Raw genomic sequence first — 15,563 nt, 5'->3', positions numbered from 1 at the left:
GAACTACGAAGCCATGGACGCCGCGCCGGGCGCGGGCGCCGCAGCCGGCGTCGCGCCTGAAGCGGCTGGCGGGCCCGAAGCGGCTAGCGGGCCCGAAGCCGGCGTTGCGCCTGAAGCGCCCGAAGCACCCGCAGCCGTCCGGGCCGCGGATGCCTTGATCTTCACGCCGTCGCTCAAGCGGTCCATGCCGTCGGTCACGACCACGTTGCCGGCGGCGAGCCCTGACGTAATCACCGTGTGCTGGCCATCACCCGGTCCAAGCGTGACCTTGCGCACCGATACCGTATTGTCGGCGTTGACCAGATACACGTAGTCGCCCGGCGCGCCGTTCTGCACCGCGGGCGTCGGCACCAGCACCACGTCTTGCAGCGTGTCGACCAGCAGCTTGACGTTGACGAACTCGTTGGGGAACAGCGCCTCATCGTCATTGGCGAACGACGCGCGCAGCGTGACCGTGCCGGTCGCCGTCGCCATCTGGTTGTTGATCGCGTACAGCGTGCCGGTCGCGAGCTGGCGGGAGTTGTCGCTGCTGAACACCGTGACGGGGAGCTGCGCGCCTGCGTTGGTGCGGCGCAGCACCTTGTCGAGCGCGGTTTGCGGCACCGTGAACTGGACTGTGGTCGGCTTCATCGTCGTGATGACGGCAATGCCCGGCTGGCTCGACGCGGTGACGTAGTTGCCCGGATCGACGAGGCGCAATCCGACGCGGCCCGCCACCGGCGCGGTGATATGGCAGTAGATCAGGTCGAGCGCGAATTGGGCGATGTTGGCTTCGTCGGCCTTGATCGCCGCTTCGTCCTGCTGGACGAGAAACTTCTGATCCGCATAGGTCTGCTCGGCGATCGACTTGCGCTCGTTCAGTTGCGTATAGCGCGCGAGATCGGCACGCGCCTGGGCGAGCGCCGCCTTGTCCTTGGCGAGTTGCGCCTCGGCCTGGCGCTTGCTGATTTCGTATTGGCGCGGATCGATTTGCGCGAGGAACTGACCTTTCTGCACGTCCTGCCCTTCGCGGTAACCGACGGCGGTCAAGTAGCCGCTCAGTTGCGGCAAGACGGTGACGGTGGCAACGGGCGTGACCGTGCCCAGCTCGCTCAGGATTTCCGGCATCGATCCGGTGGTTGCGGCGGCGACCGTCACGACCTGGGGCGCAACAGTGGGTTTGGGCGCCTTCGAGCGCAGCAGATGGAAGGCCACCAGTGCGATCAGCGCCAGCAGCACGACCGCGAGTACGAGGCGGCCTCTTCGGGGACGCCTCGCCTGGATTGACGGCGCTTCGCTCATGACGGCCTCCCGCGGGACTCGTGGCACCCGGCGAACACCGCCCATGGACGGCCAGGCCAATTGCTGTCGAAGCGCGTCATACGAACTCCCAGGATGGGTATCGCCGTTGCCGGCGACAGGAATCCAGACAATCAGTAGCAGAGTCTATCCGACTGTGGAGCTATTTCTCGCGGCATCGCCTGGACGGGGTTTCGGTTTGTTACGGTAAGTCGACGAGACCTAGGTGTGACGGGGCCACTCCTGAAGCGTCGTGCAAAGAGGAATAAGGGGATAGGGCGATACGGCACGCATGGACGGAAAAGTTACCCACAGAAAATGTTCATATCCTTGTGGACAAGTCCTGGCCAAGCGGGCTAACTGGTTGAGCACAGAGCGATTTCTTCGGCATGACAGGGAATGCGCTTACTCCACCGGCGAGGCGAGCAGCGACACCGGCACGCCATGGCAACTCACCCTGCCGACGATCGCCGCGCCGAGACTCGCACTGGATTTGGCGTGCGCGTCGAACGAGGTGATCCCTCTGTCGACCCGCAGAATGTTGATGGGCCATGACGGCCGGGACAGCCGCTCGTGCGCGAAAGCGCCGACCCACAACGGTGTGGCGGACGTGCCGTTTTCCACGGCGTAACCACTGGGCCAGAAGCGCAGCACGTCGCGTTCGTCGCGCGTGTTGCCCGGACGCATGAAGACCACCGAGGACGGCACGCCATTGTTCAGCTTCGGCAAGACCGGCAGCGACACGGCCGCCACATTGGGCGAGGCGAGCGAGAGCAGGCTGTGCGCCGACACGTCCGTGCCCTCCACCCAACCGTGGGCGCGCAACTGCCCGCGGATCGAATCGAGGTTCGAGGCCCACTGCAGTGTGAGCGGCTCCATGCTGTCGCCGCCCATATCCGAGCGGTAACACGGCAGACGTTTCCACACGGAGAGCGTCCACTGCGCCTGGGTGACCAGCACGGGCGGCGGCCGCAACGCCGTATCCGGCGGCGGCGCGGGCATGGCCACGCCGAGTTGCAGGCCCACGCTGACCAGCATGACCAGCAGCACGACCACCGGCATGAAGGTGCGCTCGGGCGGTGTTTCCGGGTGCCGCCACATTGCGGTCAACGCAACGATCGCCACCCAGATGTAGGCGAGCGCGGCGCCGCCGATCGCATCGGATACCCAATATTTGCCGAAGTACAGTCCCGCGAGCGCGACCACGATCACGACGATCGCGCTCGCGGCCGCCACCATGACGCCTTCGAGCATGCCGACCCGGCGCGCCAGCAGGAACGCGAGGAAGCCGTACACGATAACGGTCGCGGCGACGTGATCGCTCGGAAAGACATACGCGCCGACCATCAGATCATTCGGCGGCGCGCGGTGCATCGCGAACTGCAGCGCGAAGATCAGCAATTGGGAAAACACTACGGCCGCGAGCCAGTAGCCCATGGTGCGCCAGCGCCGTTCCAGCAGCATCCAGATCACGACCGTCACGATCAGCGCCGCGAGCGTGATGCTGCTGCCGAGCGTCGAGAGTCCCGCGAGAACGGTGTCGCTCCAGGGCGTGCGTACCGATTGCAGGAAGTGATAGACCGAGAGGTCTACTTGCGTGAGCGGATCGCCGCTGAGAACGTCTTCCAGCACGCCGAAGAACAGTGCGCCAGACACGATTACGACCAGCGACGTCAGCAGAATGCTGCTGGCGTCCGGTGTCGCCGGGTCGAGCATCTTGCGCGCGAAACGGCCGAACGGCCCGGGGTGCCGGCAAGCCCAGGCGCCCACCTGAAGCCCGGCCGCGTTCGACCATGCATTGGCATGCGAGAGCAGCACACGCGCGGCGCGAAAGCTCAGCCAGACGATACCCGCCAGCAACGCAATGATCACCACGAGCCGGAACGACACCGCGCCGGCCAGCAGCACCGAAGCGCCGAAGATCATGCCGGGGAGGATGTGGGCGGGTGCCCAGATTAGCGCCGAGAGCACGTTCATGCCGTAGAAAAGCAGTGGCGGCATGCGCAGCATGCCCGCCACCACCGGCACGATCGCCCGCAACGGGCCGATGAAGCGCGCCAGCACGACGCTCTTCGCGCCATGTTTGCGAAAGAAGCGGCGGCCAGCCTCGAGCACTTCGGGATGTTTGCGGAACGGCCAGAACTGGACGATCCGGTCTTTATAGCGGCTGCCGAGCCAGAAGCTCATGCCGTCGCCGGCGATGGCTCCCGCGATGGCCCACACGAAAACCCAGCCGAGGCTGAGCGACCCGGTGCCCGCCAGCGCCCCGGCGAGAAACATCGCGGTGCTGCCCGGAATGAAGGTGCCGATAACGGCGACGGCCTCCAGAAACGCCGCAAGGAAGATGACCGTGAGTGTCCAGCCCGGGTGGCCGGCCAGCAGATGCAGGAGGTGAACGTAAGCGTGCTCCATCGTGTGCGATCAGCCGTTTCTGGCATAACGATTGATCATAACGCGCACGGCGGCCGTCTTATTCCTTTTTAGAAACCGGCCTCCAGTGAAGCAGGCCAGGGTTCGCGAAGCGCGCAGTCAATCGCTCGATCTGGCGCCGCGAACGTGAAGGCGTGTGGCGATCCGCATGGCGGTTGCGTTTGGCAGCGCGAGTCGGATGTTCAGATTTCGTCGCTGAATTCGTCGAGGAAACGTTGCAGGCGGGCATGGCGGATGCCGGCCAGACGCGCGCCCGTGGCCGTCTGAAAACCCTCGGACAGTTTTAGCAGCTTGGTATGGAAATGGTCCAGCGTGAAGCGCGTGTCATCCAGCGGGCGCTGTGTTGCGTGCGGATCGGCTGGGTCGTACAAGGCGCGGCCCATCCGCCCGGCGACGTAGAAGCAGCGCGCCACGCCCAGCAAGCCGATCGCGTCGAGCCGGTCGGCGTCTTGCAGCGTTTTCGCTTCAAGCGTGGTCGGCATGATGGCTGCCGAAAAACTGTGCGCTTCGATGGCGTGCGCGGTCGCCTGAACCTGCGCTTGTGCCCAGCCGAGCGACGTCAGCACGCGCGCCGCTTTTTCCGCCGATAGTCGCGAGGCCTGCGCGCGCAGCGGCGAATTCTTTTCGACCGCTACGCAGTCGTGTAGCAGCGTGGCGGCGAACAGGACCTGCGCATCGCCGCCTTCTTCCGCGTGGATCGACGCTGCGTTTTTCCAGACGCGTTGCAGATGCGAGGTGTCGTGCGAGCCGTCGCCGTTGTCGTCGCCCGCATGCGGCAGGAGGGTTCGGGCCGGTTCCTGGAACGGGGCGAACGGGGCGAAGGGGTCGAAGGGGTCGAACGAGGCGGGTGTTATCGAAGGCATCGAAGCGGTCTGCGAAGAAAACCGTCGATTATCGCGTATCGTCCGTCGCGCCCCGATTTTCACTTCTGAACGAAGCGGGCTCGGCGTCGTCATACTGTTCGAGTGGTCCGCCATGCTGACACCGCGGCCGCGCAAATCGACGATGTAACGGAGTGGCCATGAAGACAGTATGGGGCGGTATCGTAGCGTCGGCGCTTATGATCGGCTGCACCGCGACGGCTTACGCGCAGCTTGTCGCTCGACCGGCCAACGCGGGCGGCTTCGGCTTGAATGGCGTGCAGTCCAACGGGCTCAACAACACGGGCGGCGCGGCGGCGACGGGGCTGGGGGCGGGCGCCGGCACGAGCGGGGCGCCGGCCGTGGGAAGGACAAGCGGCGCGGGGGCAGGCCACGCACTCAGCAACATGCGGGCAAACGGCACGAACCTGAACGAAAGCCCGGACCCACGTGCGCCGCCTCTCGCCGGAAGGCCATTACCGCCAAGTTCGCCGAATTAGTCAGCAAGCGGCGCGCGGCCGTCGCGTGATGCCCGCGTATAAAATGCACGCCTCTGCGACCGGATCCGATTCAAATCAAAGGGAGGTTGGCATGGCGTACGGCGAGCACAAATACAAGGTGTCGGTGCAGTGGACCGGCAATCGCGGAAGCGGCACGTCGGGCTACCGTGACTACGGGCGCGATCATGTGATTGCCGCTGGCGACAAACCCGAGCTTCCCGGGTCATCGGACGCGGCCTTTCTCGGCGACGCCAAACGCTGGAATCCGGAGGATCTGCTGGTCGCCTCGGCGAGCGCCTGCCATCAACTCTGGTATCTGCATCTATGCGCGGACGCCGGCATCGCCGTCACCGCGTATCGCGACCATGCCGAAGGCACCATGCTCGACGATCCCAAGCAGGGCCGTTTTTCACAAATCGTTCTGCGCCCGCACGTCGTGATTCGGGCGGGCGGCGATGCCGAACTCGCCGCGCACTTGCATCACGTCGCGCACGAGAAGTGCTATATCGCGAACTCGGTCAATTTTCCGATTCTCTGCGAGCCGGTCATCGAAATCGAAGCGCATTGAGAGCGTCTTGCCCGGCTGCGCTCTGAAGCAGTCGTGCCCGGCCGCTCTTTCAGAGGCGGCATGCCTTGACGGCTTCTCAACGATTGCCGTCGAGCAGATCGCCAAGCAGTTCGTCGAACGCGGCTTGCGCGTCTTCGAGTTCCTGCAGCGCCGCGTCGAATGTTTGCAGCGCGAACTGCGAAGGCGTGCCGCTGCCGGCGGGCGGGAATTGCGATTGCAGCGATGCAAAGGCTGACTGCACCCGCTGCGTGGCGGTCAATACGCGCGTCATCGCGGCGGTTTCTTCGGCTCGTGCCTGTTCGTGATCCATGAGAACTCCAGATTCGTCGGGTCGGCTCGCGCCGTTTCAAAGGCGTGACTATGCCACGTTCGCGTTCAGGATAGCGGCAAGCCGCCGTTGGCTTTTACCTCTCGCAACGACAGCGCCGATTCCACCGATGTCACGCCCGGCAGGCTGCGCATCTCGTCGCGCATGAAGGTGCCGTAGTCGTCGAGGTCGCGCGCCACCACCTGCAGGATGTAATCGGCGCTGCCCGACACGTTGTGACACGCCAGAATGCGTGGGATCGCCTGCACCTCGCGCTCGAAGCGCGTCGCCACCGCGCGATCGTGCACGGCAAAACGGACATAGACGAAGGCCACCACGCCGAAGCCAAGCGCGGAGCGCGACAGCATGGCGCGGTATTGGTCGATATACCCGTCGTTTTCGAGGCGCTTGAGACGGCGCGCGCACGGCGTTTCGCTCAGGCCGACCGTTTCGGCCAGCCGCGCGTTCGACATGCGCCCGTCTTTCTGCAGCGCGGCGAGGATTGCGCGATCTGTTTTGTCGAGGTCGGTTGTCATGGCTCGGCGATGTCAATAGCGGTTTGGAGGAAAACACAAGCCTAAGCCGTAATGTTAGCGCATTCCTCCAAATCCAAAGATACCGGGCCAGTAATTCGCCAACAAACCCTCCGCTGGCAATAGCAAGATAGAGCCCTGAAAAACAGGAGCCTCTGATGATTTCCGCACACCTGCTGGCCGTCTACATCGCAGCGCTTTTCGTCGTTTATGCCGTGCCGGGCCCGGACATGGCGCTGGTGCTGCAAACCAGTATCGGACGCGGTGCGCGCAGCGGTTTCGCGGCTGCCGGCGGCCTGGGTCTCGCGCGCGCCACGCACGTGACGCTGTCGGCGTGCGGCGTGGCCGCGCTGTTGCGCAACGCGCCGTGGTTATACGACGTGGTGCGCTATGGCGGCGCGGTTTATCTCGCGTGGGTGGGCATCCAGATTTTTCGTTCGCCGGTGTTCGCGCTGCCTGACGGCGACACGGCGAAAGCCGCAGCGGGCGCTCCCGCAAACGGCGAGTCGCGCCCGCTGCGGGCTGCTTTCGTCAAAGGTCTGCTGACCAACTTGCTGAATCCGAAAGCGCTGTTGTTCTGTTCGGTGCTGCTGCCGCAGTTCGTGCGCCCGGAAGCGGGGCCGGTGGCTTTGCAAATGGTCGAGTTAGGCTTGGTGTTGCTCGCCATAGGCGCATGTTTCGACGTGATGTACGCGATCGGCGCTGCCCGCATCGCCAATTGGATGCGCGCTCATCCGCTGGCGCAAACGCTGCAGCGCTGGACCTTCTCGGCGGCGTTGATCGGCTTTGCGCTGCGGCTTTCGTTGGACTGACGCGGCGCGAAGGCACGACGAGAAGCGCCGCGCTACGCATGGCGTTGGCGGATCGCTTACTTGTTCAGCTTATGCTCGCGCCGCGAACGGTCCTCGATGATTTTCCTGCGATGCTTGTCTTTCATCTTCTTCCAGCTTTTGCATTCGTCGCGAGTGCGCAAACAGCCAATGCAGAAACCGGTTTTGCCGTCGAATTTGCAGATGTCGATGCAGGGTGAAGCGATGCTCATGGCGAAGGGCAATTAAAGAAAGGACTCGAAGACTCTCGCACGCGCCGTGCCCGCGCGCCAAGTGATTGTGTTAATAAAGCCGATAGAGCGCCACACCTCATTCGTGGCATCACAATCACCTGCCTATTCATCGTTAATGAAGACTTTTCTGCTTTATGCCGTGACCGCCGTTGCTGAAATTGTCGGCTGCTATTTGCCGTGGCGGTGGCTGAAAGAGGGCGGTTCGATCTGGCTGCTCGTGCCGGGCGCGCTCAGCCTTGCGTTGTTCGCCTGGCTGTTGACCCTGCACGGTACCGCCGCAGGCCGCGTTTATGCGGCTTACGGCGGTGTGTACGTGGCGGTGGCGATTGCCTGGCTGTGGTGCGTGGACAAGGTGCGGCCCACGCTGTGGGACGCGGCCGGCGTCGCCTTTACGCTGGCCGGCATGGCGATCATCGCGTTCCAGCCGCGCGTTTGAGCTGACACCGGGGCGCGGCCCACACGTGTTTGCCGCGTCCTTCAAACGTCTCTCGCCAACACTCATTGCGCATTCGCACAGGCCTCGAATCCGTGCGGAACATGCGTTTTACTTGATGCCGCCGAGATAGTCGAGCTTGCCGAGGTCGACGCCGTTGTGACGCAGAATGTCGTACGCCGTCGTGACGTGGAAATAGAAGTTCGGCAGCACGAAACCGAGCAGATACGACAAGCCCGTGAACTCGATCGGACCCGTGCGCATTTTCAGCGTGATCTCGCGCGCTTCCGAACCGTCGATCTGTTCCGGCTTGAATTCCTTCAGATAATCGATCGTCTTTTGAAGGCGGGCAGTCAGTTCTTCAAAAGTCTGTTCGACGTCGTCGAACTTCGGCGCCTCGACGCCGGCCAGACGCGCGGCGCAGCCCTTCGCGGTGTCGCTCGCGATATAGACCTGGCGCGTGAGCGGCAGCATGTCGGGTGCGAGCCGGGCGGTCGTGAACACCGTAGGCTCGATCTGCTTTTCGGCAGCGTGTGCTTCGGCTTTGCCCAGAATGACCTGCAGGTTTGTCAGGCCGCGGATCAACACGGGCAGTGATGCTTGATACATCGAAATTGACATGGGGCTTCCTCTGATTCTTTGATCGTGCGCGCGGATGGCGCGCGAGGCAACGTAACGGCTGGATTGCCGCTGCAGCATCATAGCGCGAGCGGTGGCGTATGCGTGTCGGTGCGGCGCGGCGCTGGCCATCCGGACAACTGCCGCGCACGCCGGAACTGTGTTTGAATGGATTGGTCGGACGGTTTGACGAGGTCCCTGAAACAGTAACTTGCCGCCGGCTTCAGGCAATGAGGTCGTGCAGGCGCGTGGCGTGCTGGGTCCACTGTGTGGATTGCGCCGTCACGCTAACTGGAGAGTCGACACCATGGTCAACAAGCACCCGCTGCCAGGCAGTGAACGAACAGTGGAACAGGGTTCGAAAGTCGTGGGGCAATGCGATCCGGCGCAGCGGATCGAGGTGTTCGTCATGTTGCGCCGTCAGCAGCAGGCGCAGTTCGACGCGCTGATGAGCAAGATCGAATCGGGCGATCCGGGCGTCAAGCCGCTCTCGCGCGAGGCGCTTGCCGCAGACTACGGCGCTGCGCCGGACGACATCGCCAAGGTCAAGGCCTTCGCCGCGGAACACGGGCTGACCGTGGTGCGCGAAGATCCGGCTGCGCGCTCGGTCGTGCTGGGCGGCACGATTGCCCAGTTCCAGGATGCGTTTTCCGTCAAGCTGGAACATTACGAACATCACACGGCCGGGCAGTTCCGTGGGCGCACCGGCCCGATCAGCGTGCCAGACGATCTGCGCGGCGTGGTGGAAGCCGTGATGGGCCTCGACAATCGTCCGCAGGCGCGGCCGCACTTTCGCATCCGGCCGCCGTTCCAGCCGGCCCGGGCCCATCAGGCTTCCTTTACGCCGCCGCAACTCGCGTCGCTCTACCATTTTCCGCAAGGCGATGGCGGCGGCCAGTGCGTGGGTATCATCGAACTGGGCGGCGGCTACAACACCGCCGATCTCAAGTCCTACTTCGCGAGCCTCGGCGTCGCGTCGCCCACGGTGAAATCGGTCGGCGTCGATCAGGGCAGCAATCAGCCGAGCGGCGATCCGAACGGACCGGACGGCGAGGTGACGCTCGATATCGAGATCGTCGGCGCGATCGCGCCCGGCGCGAAGATCGCGGTGTATTTCACGCAGAATAGCGACTCCGGTTTCATCGACGCGGTGAGCCGCGCGGTACACGACACGACCAACAAGCCGTCGGTCATTTCGATCAGTTGGGGCGGCCCGGAGTCGAACTGGACCAGCCAGTCGATGCAGGCCTTCAACAGCGTGCTGCAGTCGGCCGCGGCCCTCGGTGTCACGGTATGCGCGGCGTCGGGCGACAGCGGTTCGAGCGACGGCGTGAGCGGCGGCGACCAGGTCGACTTCCCGGCTTCGAGCCCGTATGTACTGGCCTGCGGCGGCACGAACCTCACCGCGTCGGGCACTTCGATCTCGCACGAGGTAGTGTGGAACGACGGCGCGCAGGGCGGCGCGACCGGCGGCGGCGTGAGCCATGCCTTTGCGGCGCCGACGTGGCAAAAGGGTTTGTCCGCCACGTCGTCGAGCGGCGGCAAGAAGGCGCTCAGCGGGCGCGGCGTGCCGGACGTAGCAGGCGACGCTTCTCCGGTGACCGGCTACAACGTATTGATCGACGGTACGCAGACGGTGGTCGGCGGCACCAGTGCGGTCGCGCCGCTGTGGGCCGCGCTGATCGCGCGTATCAATGCGGCCAAAGGACAGCCGGCCGGGTTCATCAATCCCAAGCTGTACAAGACGCCGGGCGTGTGTAACGACATCACGCAAGGCAACAACGGCAGCTTCGCGGCAGCCACGGGCTGGGACGCCTGCACGGGGCTCGGCAGTCCCAATGGTCAGAAGGTGGCGGCCGCACTATAGTCTGCAACACACGCCCCGAAGCAGGTCTGCTTTGGGGGCGACGTACAAGACGTGAACGAACCCATGGAGCGATCATGACGAACACAGAGTCAGCTTCCGTTAGTCCGCAGTCGTCGCACAATGCTCATGCTTCGGCTGCACCGGCCGCACCCGCGGCACCGGCAGCGGCCAGCTCGCCGCACAAAGCCGGCGATCAGCCGTTCTTCGATCCGGTCGCATACGGTAACGGGCCGGACGATTCCGTCACCGATACCGCGGAGACCGCTGCGATCACGCATCATTCGGTCACCATCGGCGGGCGCAAGATCAACTACACGGCGACGGCGGGACACCTCGTGATCGTCGACCCGAGCAGTTCGCAACCGGAAGCCCGGATGTTCTACGTGGCCTTCACGCAGGACAAGCAGAAAGAAGAAGCGCGGCCGCTCACGTTTTTCTATAACGGCGGGCCGGGATCGTCGTCGGTGTTCGTGCTGCTGGGCTCGTTCGCGCCGCGTCGCATCAAGACGTCGATGCCGAGCTTTACGCCGCCCGCGCCCTATTCGATGGAAGACAACCCGGACAGTCTGCTGGACAAAAGCGACCTCGTCTTCATCAATCCGGTCGGCACGGGCTACTCGGCGGCGATCGCCCCGAAGAAGAACCGCGACTTCTGGGGCGTCGATCAGGATGCCGACTCGATCAAGCAATTCATCAAGCGCTTTCTGACCAAGAACAACCGTTGGAACTCGCCCAAGTACCTGTTTGGCGAGTCGTACGGCACGGCGCGTAGTTGCGTGCTCGCTTACCGATTACACGAAGACGGCGTCGATCTGAACGGCATTACGCTGCAATCGTCGATTCTCGATTACACGCAATCCGGCAACCCGGTCGGCACGCTGCCCACGGCGGCAGCGGACGCGTGGTATCACAAGAAGCTCGGCATCGCGCCGCGGCCAACCGATCTCGGCACGTTCGCCGAAGAAGTCGCGCAATTCGCGCGCACCGACTATCTGGCCGCGCTGCGTAAATTTCCGACCACCGATTCGGCAACGGTCGAAAAACTTAGCGAATACACCGGGATAGATAAAACAACCTTGCTTGCCTGGAGTCTGGATATCGCGTCGTACGACAGCCGGGGTAATTCGCTATTCCTGACTACGCTGCTGAAATCCAAAGGTCTCGCGCTCGGCGAATACGACGGCCGCGTGACGGCGATCGGCACGGGCATTGCCGGCAAGATCGACCCGAACTCCGGCGGCAACGATCCGACCATGACGGCGGTCACCGGCGTCTATACGACGATGTGGAACGTGTATCTGAACGAGCAGTTGAAATACACATCGAATTCGTCATTCACCGACCTGAACGATCAGGCCTTCCAGTACTGGGACTTCAGTCACATCGATCCGACAGGCGCGCAGAAGGGGGTGGACGCGAAGGGCAACATCATTCTGTACACCGCCGGCGACCTTGCCGCCGTCATGGCGCTCAATCCCGATCTGAAGGTGCTGTCGGCCAACGGTTTCTTCGATTACGTGACGCCGTTTTATCAAACCGTGCTCGATCTGCAGCAGATGCCGCTGCTCAGTCAGCAGGTCCGGCAGAATTTGTCGGCGCGCTTTTATCCGTCGGGGCATATGGTCTATCTCGACGGCGGATCGCGCACCGCGCTGAAGGCGGACCTCGCAAAGATGTACGAAACCACCGTGTCCGACACGCAGGCCATGTTCCGTATTCGTGCGCTGCAGGCGCGTGTGCCGAGGTAGCGTCACATTGACACGGAGCGTGGCGGACGCCTCTCGTGTGGAACGTGCGGTGTTGCGCGCGATCCGCGAGCGGCGTCCGTAGCGGGAAGGGGGATTGGCGGTGCGCGAGGGGCGCCGCCGCCGGTTGCTGCCGTCTATGAAACCCGCAGATTGCGATCTATGCACGCAGCGCGCACACGTAGGCTTTCTTACATAAGCGTTTTGAATGTGTTTTAATTAGTCTGCGAATTGAACTATTGCGTGCCGTTCCCGGCGCGCCGACGAATGAACGCAGGCATTGCAGACAGGCGTCGCACTCAACACCTCAGCGACCCGACCGGTAGTACGTATGAAACGGCCGCGCCGGCGCTCGCACGCCGATGCCGCGTTGCGCGTCCTTCGCGCGGCGCGCGCATCGTGCTCGCACTCGGCTCGGCGGCGCTACTCGCTGTGTGCATGGGCGAAGCCCGCGCACAGGGCATCAGTATGCTCGACGAACGTGTCACGCAGCAGTCGGTGGGCGAGACGATTTGCCGCCCTGGCTATGCTGACACGGTCGCGCCGCCGTTCGACGAACTGATGGCGCACAAAGACCGCATGCTCGCCGCGCGCGGCATCGACGCGGACAATGGCGCTGCCTTCGCGCTCGACCGGCGTGTGCCGATCGTGCTCGGCGGCTCGCCGGACGCTCCCGCCAATCTCGATCTGTTACCGTGGGCGGGCCACCAGGGCGAGCGCCGCAAGGCGCGCGCCGCGGTCATGCTCAAGCGCTGCGTCTGCGAAGGCAAAATGAGTCTCGCCGAAGCGCAGGCCGCGATTGTCGGCAACTGGTCGGTCGTTTATTCGGGCTTCGGCCAGACGTCTTGCGACGTGAGCCGGCTCGACGTCGCCACGGGCGGCGATATTGGCCGCGGCGCCGGGCACGACAACCCGCCATGAAGGCGGCCGATTCGCCTGCGTCGCCAGTTTCGTTCATTCGCCCGGCTTGCGGTTCGCAAGCCCGCCCCCATCTTGTTTTCGGAGAATCATCATGATCCATTCACGTGTTGCCGTCATGGCGCTTTCGTTTGGCTGCCTGTTCGGTAGCAGCGCGGTGTTCGCCGCTGAGCCTGTTCGTTGCGGTCAAGCCGGGGCGCTGCAGATTCGCGGCGATGTGCCGGCGGCGATCAGCTTCGACGTGTACCGCCAGTTGCGGCCGTTGAGCGCGCAACGTGTTGCGCTGTTCCAGTCCGCGGGCGAGGTGAAGCGCCTGCCCGACGGTCTCGCGGTATGCGAAGTTGCCGACGACGGTGTCGACGATCCGTCCGCGGTGCTGGTGCAGTTGCCGCAGGGCAAGAATACGTGGTGGGTCAGCGCGGCCAACGTGCAAGCGGCGGACTGATCGCGACGATCAGCCCGCCTTTTGCGCACGTCCCCCGCAGGATGCCGTGGCGATACGTGGCCGCGGCCCGGTTTTCGCGCCCACGCACTGCGTTCGACGCGTTTGCCGGGTCTGTACCGGAAAATGAAGCGCTGTTTTGCTATTTTTGACGCCGCTTATTCAGGTACAGTGCATTAACGGAGATTTGAGTTCCGTTTTACTACGCTGTGTCACATCGCTTTTGCTGTGATTTATGGCTATCCTGAACACAGGACGAAATTCGCAGGGGAGAATTAAATGCTTGCCTTCTATTTGTCATTGGCTGCCTTGGGCGCTGCGGGCGCCGCATTGATCCGCCAACTTGCTGTCGCGCAGGCGAAACAGCGTGCCGCATTGCGCCCCGTGCGCGTTGAGGGCACAGGGCGCAACGCGCGCCGAGGGTAGGCTGCATGAACCTGATCGTTCGCAACATCGCCCAGTCGTGTAGCGAGCAGGAAGTGCGGGAATTCCTGAAGCACGAACTCGGGCATTACGCAAAAAACATCGAAGTGGTCGACGCCGGCAAGCCGGGCGCCTACGCCACGGTCGAGCTTGACGCCGAAGTGCCCTATGTGGGCGAGGTCATCGCGCGGCAGATTCAGGGCAAGCAGCTAGGTGGTCTGGCGTTGGAGGCCAGCGCCGATCTGTTCACCGACGAACCGCCGAAAGCTGAGTGAGCTGACTCGATCGAGCGAGCCTGAATCTGGCGAGCGAGACGACCGCGCTTCGGCTGACGCATAGCCGACACGCCAACGCCGCTGCATTGAGCGCGTCAGCTGCACACCCATCACTTTTTCAATCTTCGCTTGCCTGTACCGCCCAGTCGAACGGCGTGTACGGCAACGCCCGCTTATGACGCGTGGCGTCGTAATAGCGCAGGATGGTCGCGCGCGCCGTGTCGTTCACCGGTTTGCCTTCCAGAAAATCGTCGATCGCATCGTATGGGATGCCATAGGCATCTTCATCGGGTCGTTGCGGGCGCAACATCTCGAGGTCGGCGGTCGGCACCTTGTGCGCCAATTCTTCCGGTGCGCCTAACGCCTTCGCCAACGCGCGCACACGACGCTTGTTGAGCCCCGCGAGCGGCAGCACGTCGGCGCCACCGTCGCCGAACTTGGTGAAGAAGCCCATGACCGACTCGGCCGCGTGATCCGTGCCGATCACCACACCGGCCCGCGCGCCGGCCACCGCGTATTGCGCAATCATGCGTTGCCGCGCCTTGATGTTGCCATGCACGAAGTCCTGTTGCGATTCGTCCTTGAATAGCACGCCGCTCTTGTCTAGCGCGGCGAGCATCGCGTCGGCAGCGGGCTTGATGTCGATGGCGAGATTTTCGTCCGCTCGAATGAAGCGCAATGCCTGTTGGGCGTCGGCTTCGTCTTTTTGTTCACCGTAAGGCAGACGTATTGCGACGAAGTGCGCGTCGTATTGCTCGGCGCGCAATCGTTCGACCGCGAGTTGCGCAAGCCGGCCGGCAGTTGTCGAGTCCACGCCGCCACTGATTCCAAGCACGTATGTTTTCAGGCCGCTGCTGCGCAGATAATCCGCGAGAAAAGCGACCCGCCGCTCGATTTCTGATTCGGCGTCGAACCCGTCGCTAATGTGCATTTCTTGAGAAATGTTCGCCTGGCGTGCGACTGGATCGTGTTGCGTCATGATTCCTTTTGCTCCTTGCGCGCTCGCGCATGTGTCGAACGATTAACGTTGCGCGCGCAACGGCCGTAAGAGGCACAGCCGCGCGCCGGTACGACGGCAGTTTTTGGTTGATACGCTGCGCCGCATCCGTTTTACAGAGTTTATTCGCCGTCAATCAGCTTTAAATCACCTTCGCGTCGCTTTCAATTTGTCGCGTGGAACAGCAAATGTGTCCGGGTATTACAGCGATATATTCGAATCGTCGAAACTTTATCGACAGATTGCCATGTGCTTAGTAACATCCTCGGTCTGAGAGCGCCGCATAAGCCGGCGGGCAGTCAATAA

Annotated in this window: 17 protein-coding genes; 9 read left to right on the top strand and 8 right to left on the bottom strand. The window is 63.4% G+C overall.

Annotation, left to right across the window (positions count from 1 at the left end; genetic code table 11):
* Positions 1-3: 3 nt before the first annotated feature.
* From P0D70_RS01700 to P0D70_RS01690, 3 genes are all read right to left on the bottom strand, one after another.
* Positions 4-1,281, bottom strand: a complete 1,278-nt coding sequence (locus P0D70_RS01700) for an efflux RND transporter periplasmic adaptor subunit (RefSeq protein ID WP_408181897.1) — start codon at positions 1,279-1,281, stop codon at positions 4-6.
* Between the two features lie 402 nt (positions 1,282-1,683).
* Positions 1,684-3,690 (bottom strand): bifunctional DedA family/phosphatase PAP2 family protein, encoded by a 2,007-nt coding sequence (locus P0D70_RS01695; protein WP_408181893.1) that lies wholly within the window; start codon positions 3,688-3,690, stop codon positions 1,684-1,686.
* Positions 3,691-3,890: 200 nt separating this feature from the next.
* A complete protein-coding gene (locus P0D70_RS01690; protein ID WP_408181891.1) occupies positions 3,891-4,571 on the bottom strand; it encodes an HD domain-containing protein in 681 nt (226 codons plus the stop codon).
* Between the two features lie 158 nt (positions 4,572-4,729).
* Here P0D70_RS01690 and P0D70_RS01685 point away from each other — a divergent pair, with 158 nt between their 5' ends.
* On the top strand, positions 4,730-5,068 hold the full coding sequence (locus P0D70_RS01685; protein WP_091802330.1) for a hypothetical protein: 339 nt from the start codon (positions 4,730-4,732) through the stop codon (positions 5,066-5,068).
* A 91-nt stretch (positions 5,069-5,159) separates the two neighbouring features.
* Positions 5,160-5,636, top strand: a complete 477-nt coding sequence (locus P0D70_RS01680) for an OsmC family protein (RefSeq protein ID WP_408181885.1) — start codon at positions 5,160-5,162, stop codon at positions 5,634-5,636.
* 76 nt (positions 5,637-5,712) lie between these two features.
* Here P0D70_RS01680 and P0D70_RS01675 read toward each other — a convergent pair whose 3' ends face one another.
* Entirely contained in the window at positions 5,713-5,946 is a 234-nt protein-coding gene (locus P0D70_RS01675; RefSeq protein WP_091802324.1) for a hypothetical protein, read from the bottom strand.
* A 65-nt stretch (positions 5,947-6,011) separates the two neighbouring features.
* Positions 6,012-6,479: an Lrp/AsnC family transcriptional regulator gene (locus P0D70_RS01670; protein WP_012426651.1), complete on the bottom strand. Its 468-nt coding sequence runs from the start codon at positions 6,477-6,479 to the stop codon at positions 6,012-6,014.
* Between the two features lie 155 nt (positions 6,480-6,634).
* Between P0D70_RS01670 and P0D70_RS01665 the strand changes: the two genes are divergently transcribed.
* Complete coding sequence (locus tag P0D70_RS01665; protein ID WP_408181881.1) at positions 6,635-7,288, top strand: LysE family translocator; 654 nt, start codon at positions 6,635-6,637, stop codon at positions 7,286-7,288.
* 56 nt (positions 7,289-7,344) lie between these two features.
* Here the strand turns inward: P0D70_RS01665 and P0D70_RS01660 are convergent, their stop codons facing one another.
* A complete protein-coding gene (locus tag P0D70_RS01660) occupies positions 7,345-7,518 on the bottom strand; it encodes a DUF1289 domain-containing protein (RefSeq protein ID WP_091802317.1) in 174 nt (57 codons plus the stop codon).
* A 136-nt stretch (positions 7,519-7,654) separates the two neighbouring features.
* Here P0D70_RS01660 and P0D70_RS01655 point away from each other — a divergent pair, with 136 nt between their 5' ends.
* Positions 7,655-7,975 (top strand): YnfA family protein, encoded by a 321-nt coding sequence (locus P0D70_RS01655; protein ID WP_091802314.1) that lies wholly within the window; start codon positions 7,655-7,657, stop codon positions 7,973-7,975.
* A gap of 108 nt (positions 7,976-8,083) precedes the next feature.
* Here P0D70_RS01655 and P0D70_RS01650 read toward each other — a convergent pair whose 3' ends face one another.
* Positions 8,084-8,593, bottom strand: a complete 510-nt coding sequence (locus tag P0D70_RS01650; RefSeq protein WP_408181878.1) for a DUF1993 domain-containing protein — start codon at positions 8,591-8,593, stop codon at positions 8,084-8,086.
* A gap of 304 nt (positions 8,594-8,897) precedes the next feature.
* Between P0D70_RS01650 and P0D70_RS01645 the strand changes: the two genes are divergently transcribed.
* The 5 genes from P0D70_RS01645 (at position 8,898) to P0D70_RS01625 (ending at position 14,260) form a co-directional block, all read left to right on the top strand.
* A complete protein-coding gene (locus P0D70_RS01645; RefSeq protein ID WP_408181876.1) occupies positions 8,898-10,457 on the top strand; it encodes a S53 family peptidase in 1,560 nt (519 codons plus the stop codon).
* 74 nt (positions 10,458-10,531) lie between these two features.
* On the top strand, positions 10,532-12,205 hold the full coding sequence (locus P0D70_RS01640; protein WP_408181874.1) for a S10 family peptidase: 1,674 nt from the start codon (positions 10,532-10,534) through the stop codon (positions 12,203-12,205).
* 264 nt (positions 12,206-12,469) lie between these two features.
* Positions 12,470-13,123 (top strand): hypothetical protein, encoded by a 654-nt coding sequence (locus P0D70_RS01635; RefSeq protein WP_408181872.1) that lies wholly within the window; start codon positions 12,470-12,472, stop codon positions 13,121-13,123.
* A 91-nt stretch (positions 13,124-13,214) separates the two neighbouring features.
* On the top strand, positions 13,215-13,565 hold the full coding sequence (locus P0D70_RS01630) for a hypothetical protein (protein WP_091802299.1): 351 nt from the start codon (positions 13,215-13,217) through the stop codon (positions 13,563-13,565).
* Positions 13,566-13,993: 428 nt separating this feature from the next.
* Positions 13,994-14,260, top strand: coding sequence for a hypothetical protein (locus tag P0D70_RS01625; protein ID WP_091802295.1), 267 nt, complete (start codon positions 13,994-13,996; stop codon positions 14,258-14,260).
* A 118-nt stretch (positions 14,261-14,378) separates the two neighbouring features.
* On the opposite strand, the gene nadE is transcribed toward P0D70_RS01625, so the two are convergent.
* Entirely contained in the window at positions 14,379-15,239 is an 861-nt protein-coding gene (gene nadE, locus P0D70_RS01620) for an NAD(+) synthase (RefSeq protein WP_408181869.1), read from the bottom strand.
* Between the last annotated feature and the right edge of the window lie 324 nt (positions 15,240-15,563).

It is taken from the genome of Paraburkholderia sp. RL17-381-BIF-C (assembly GCF_046026435.1).
GTDB lineage: Bacteria > Pseudomonadota > Gammaproteobacteria > Burkholderiales > Burkholderiaceae > Paraburkholderia.
The sequence above is the reverse complement of the archived record's forward strand: the minus strand, read 5'-3'. Positions and strand labels throughout refer to the sequence as shown.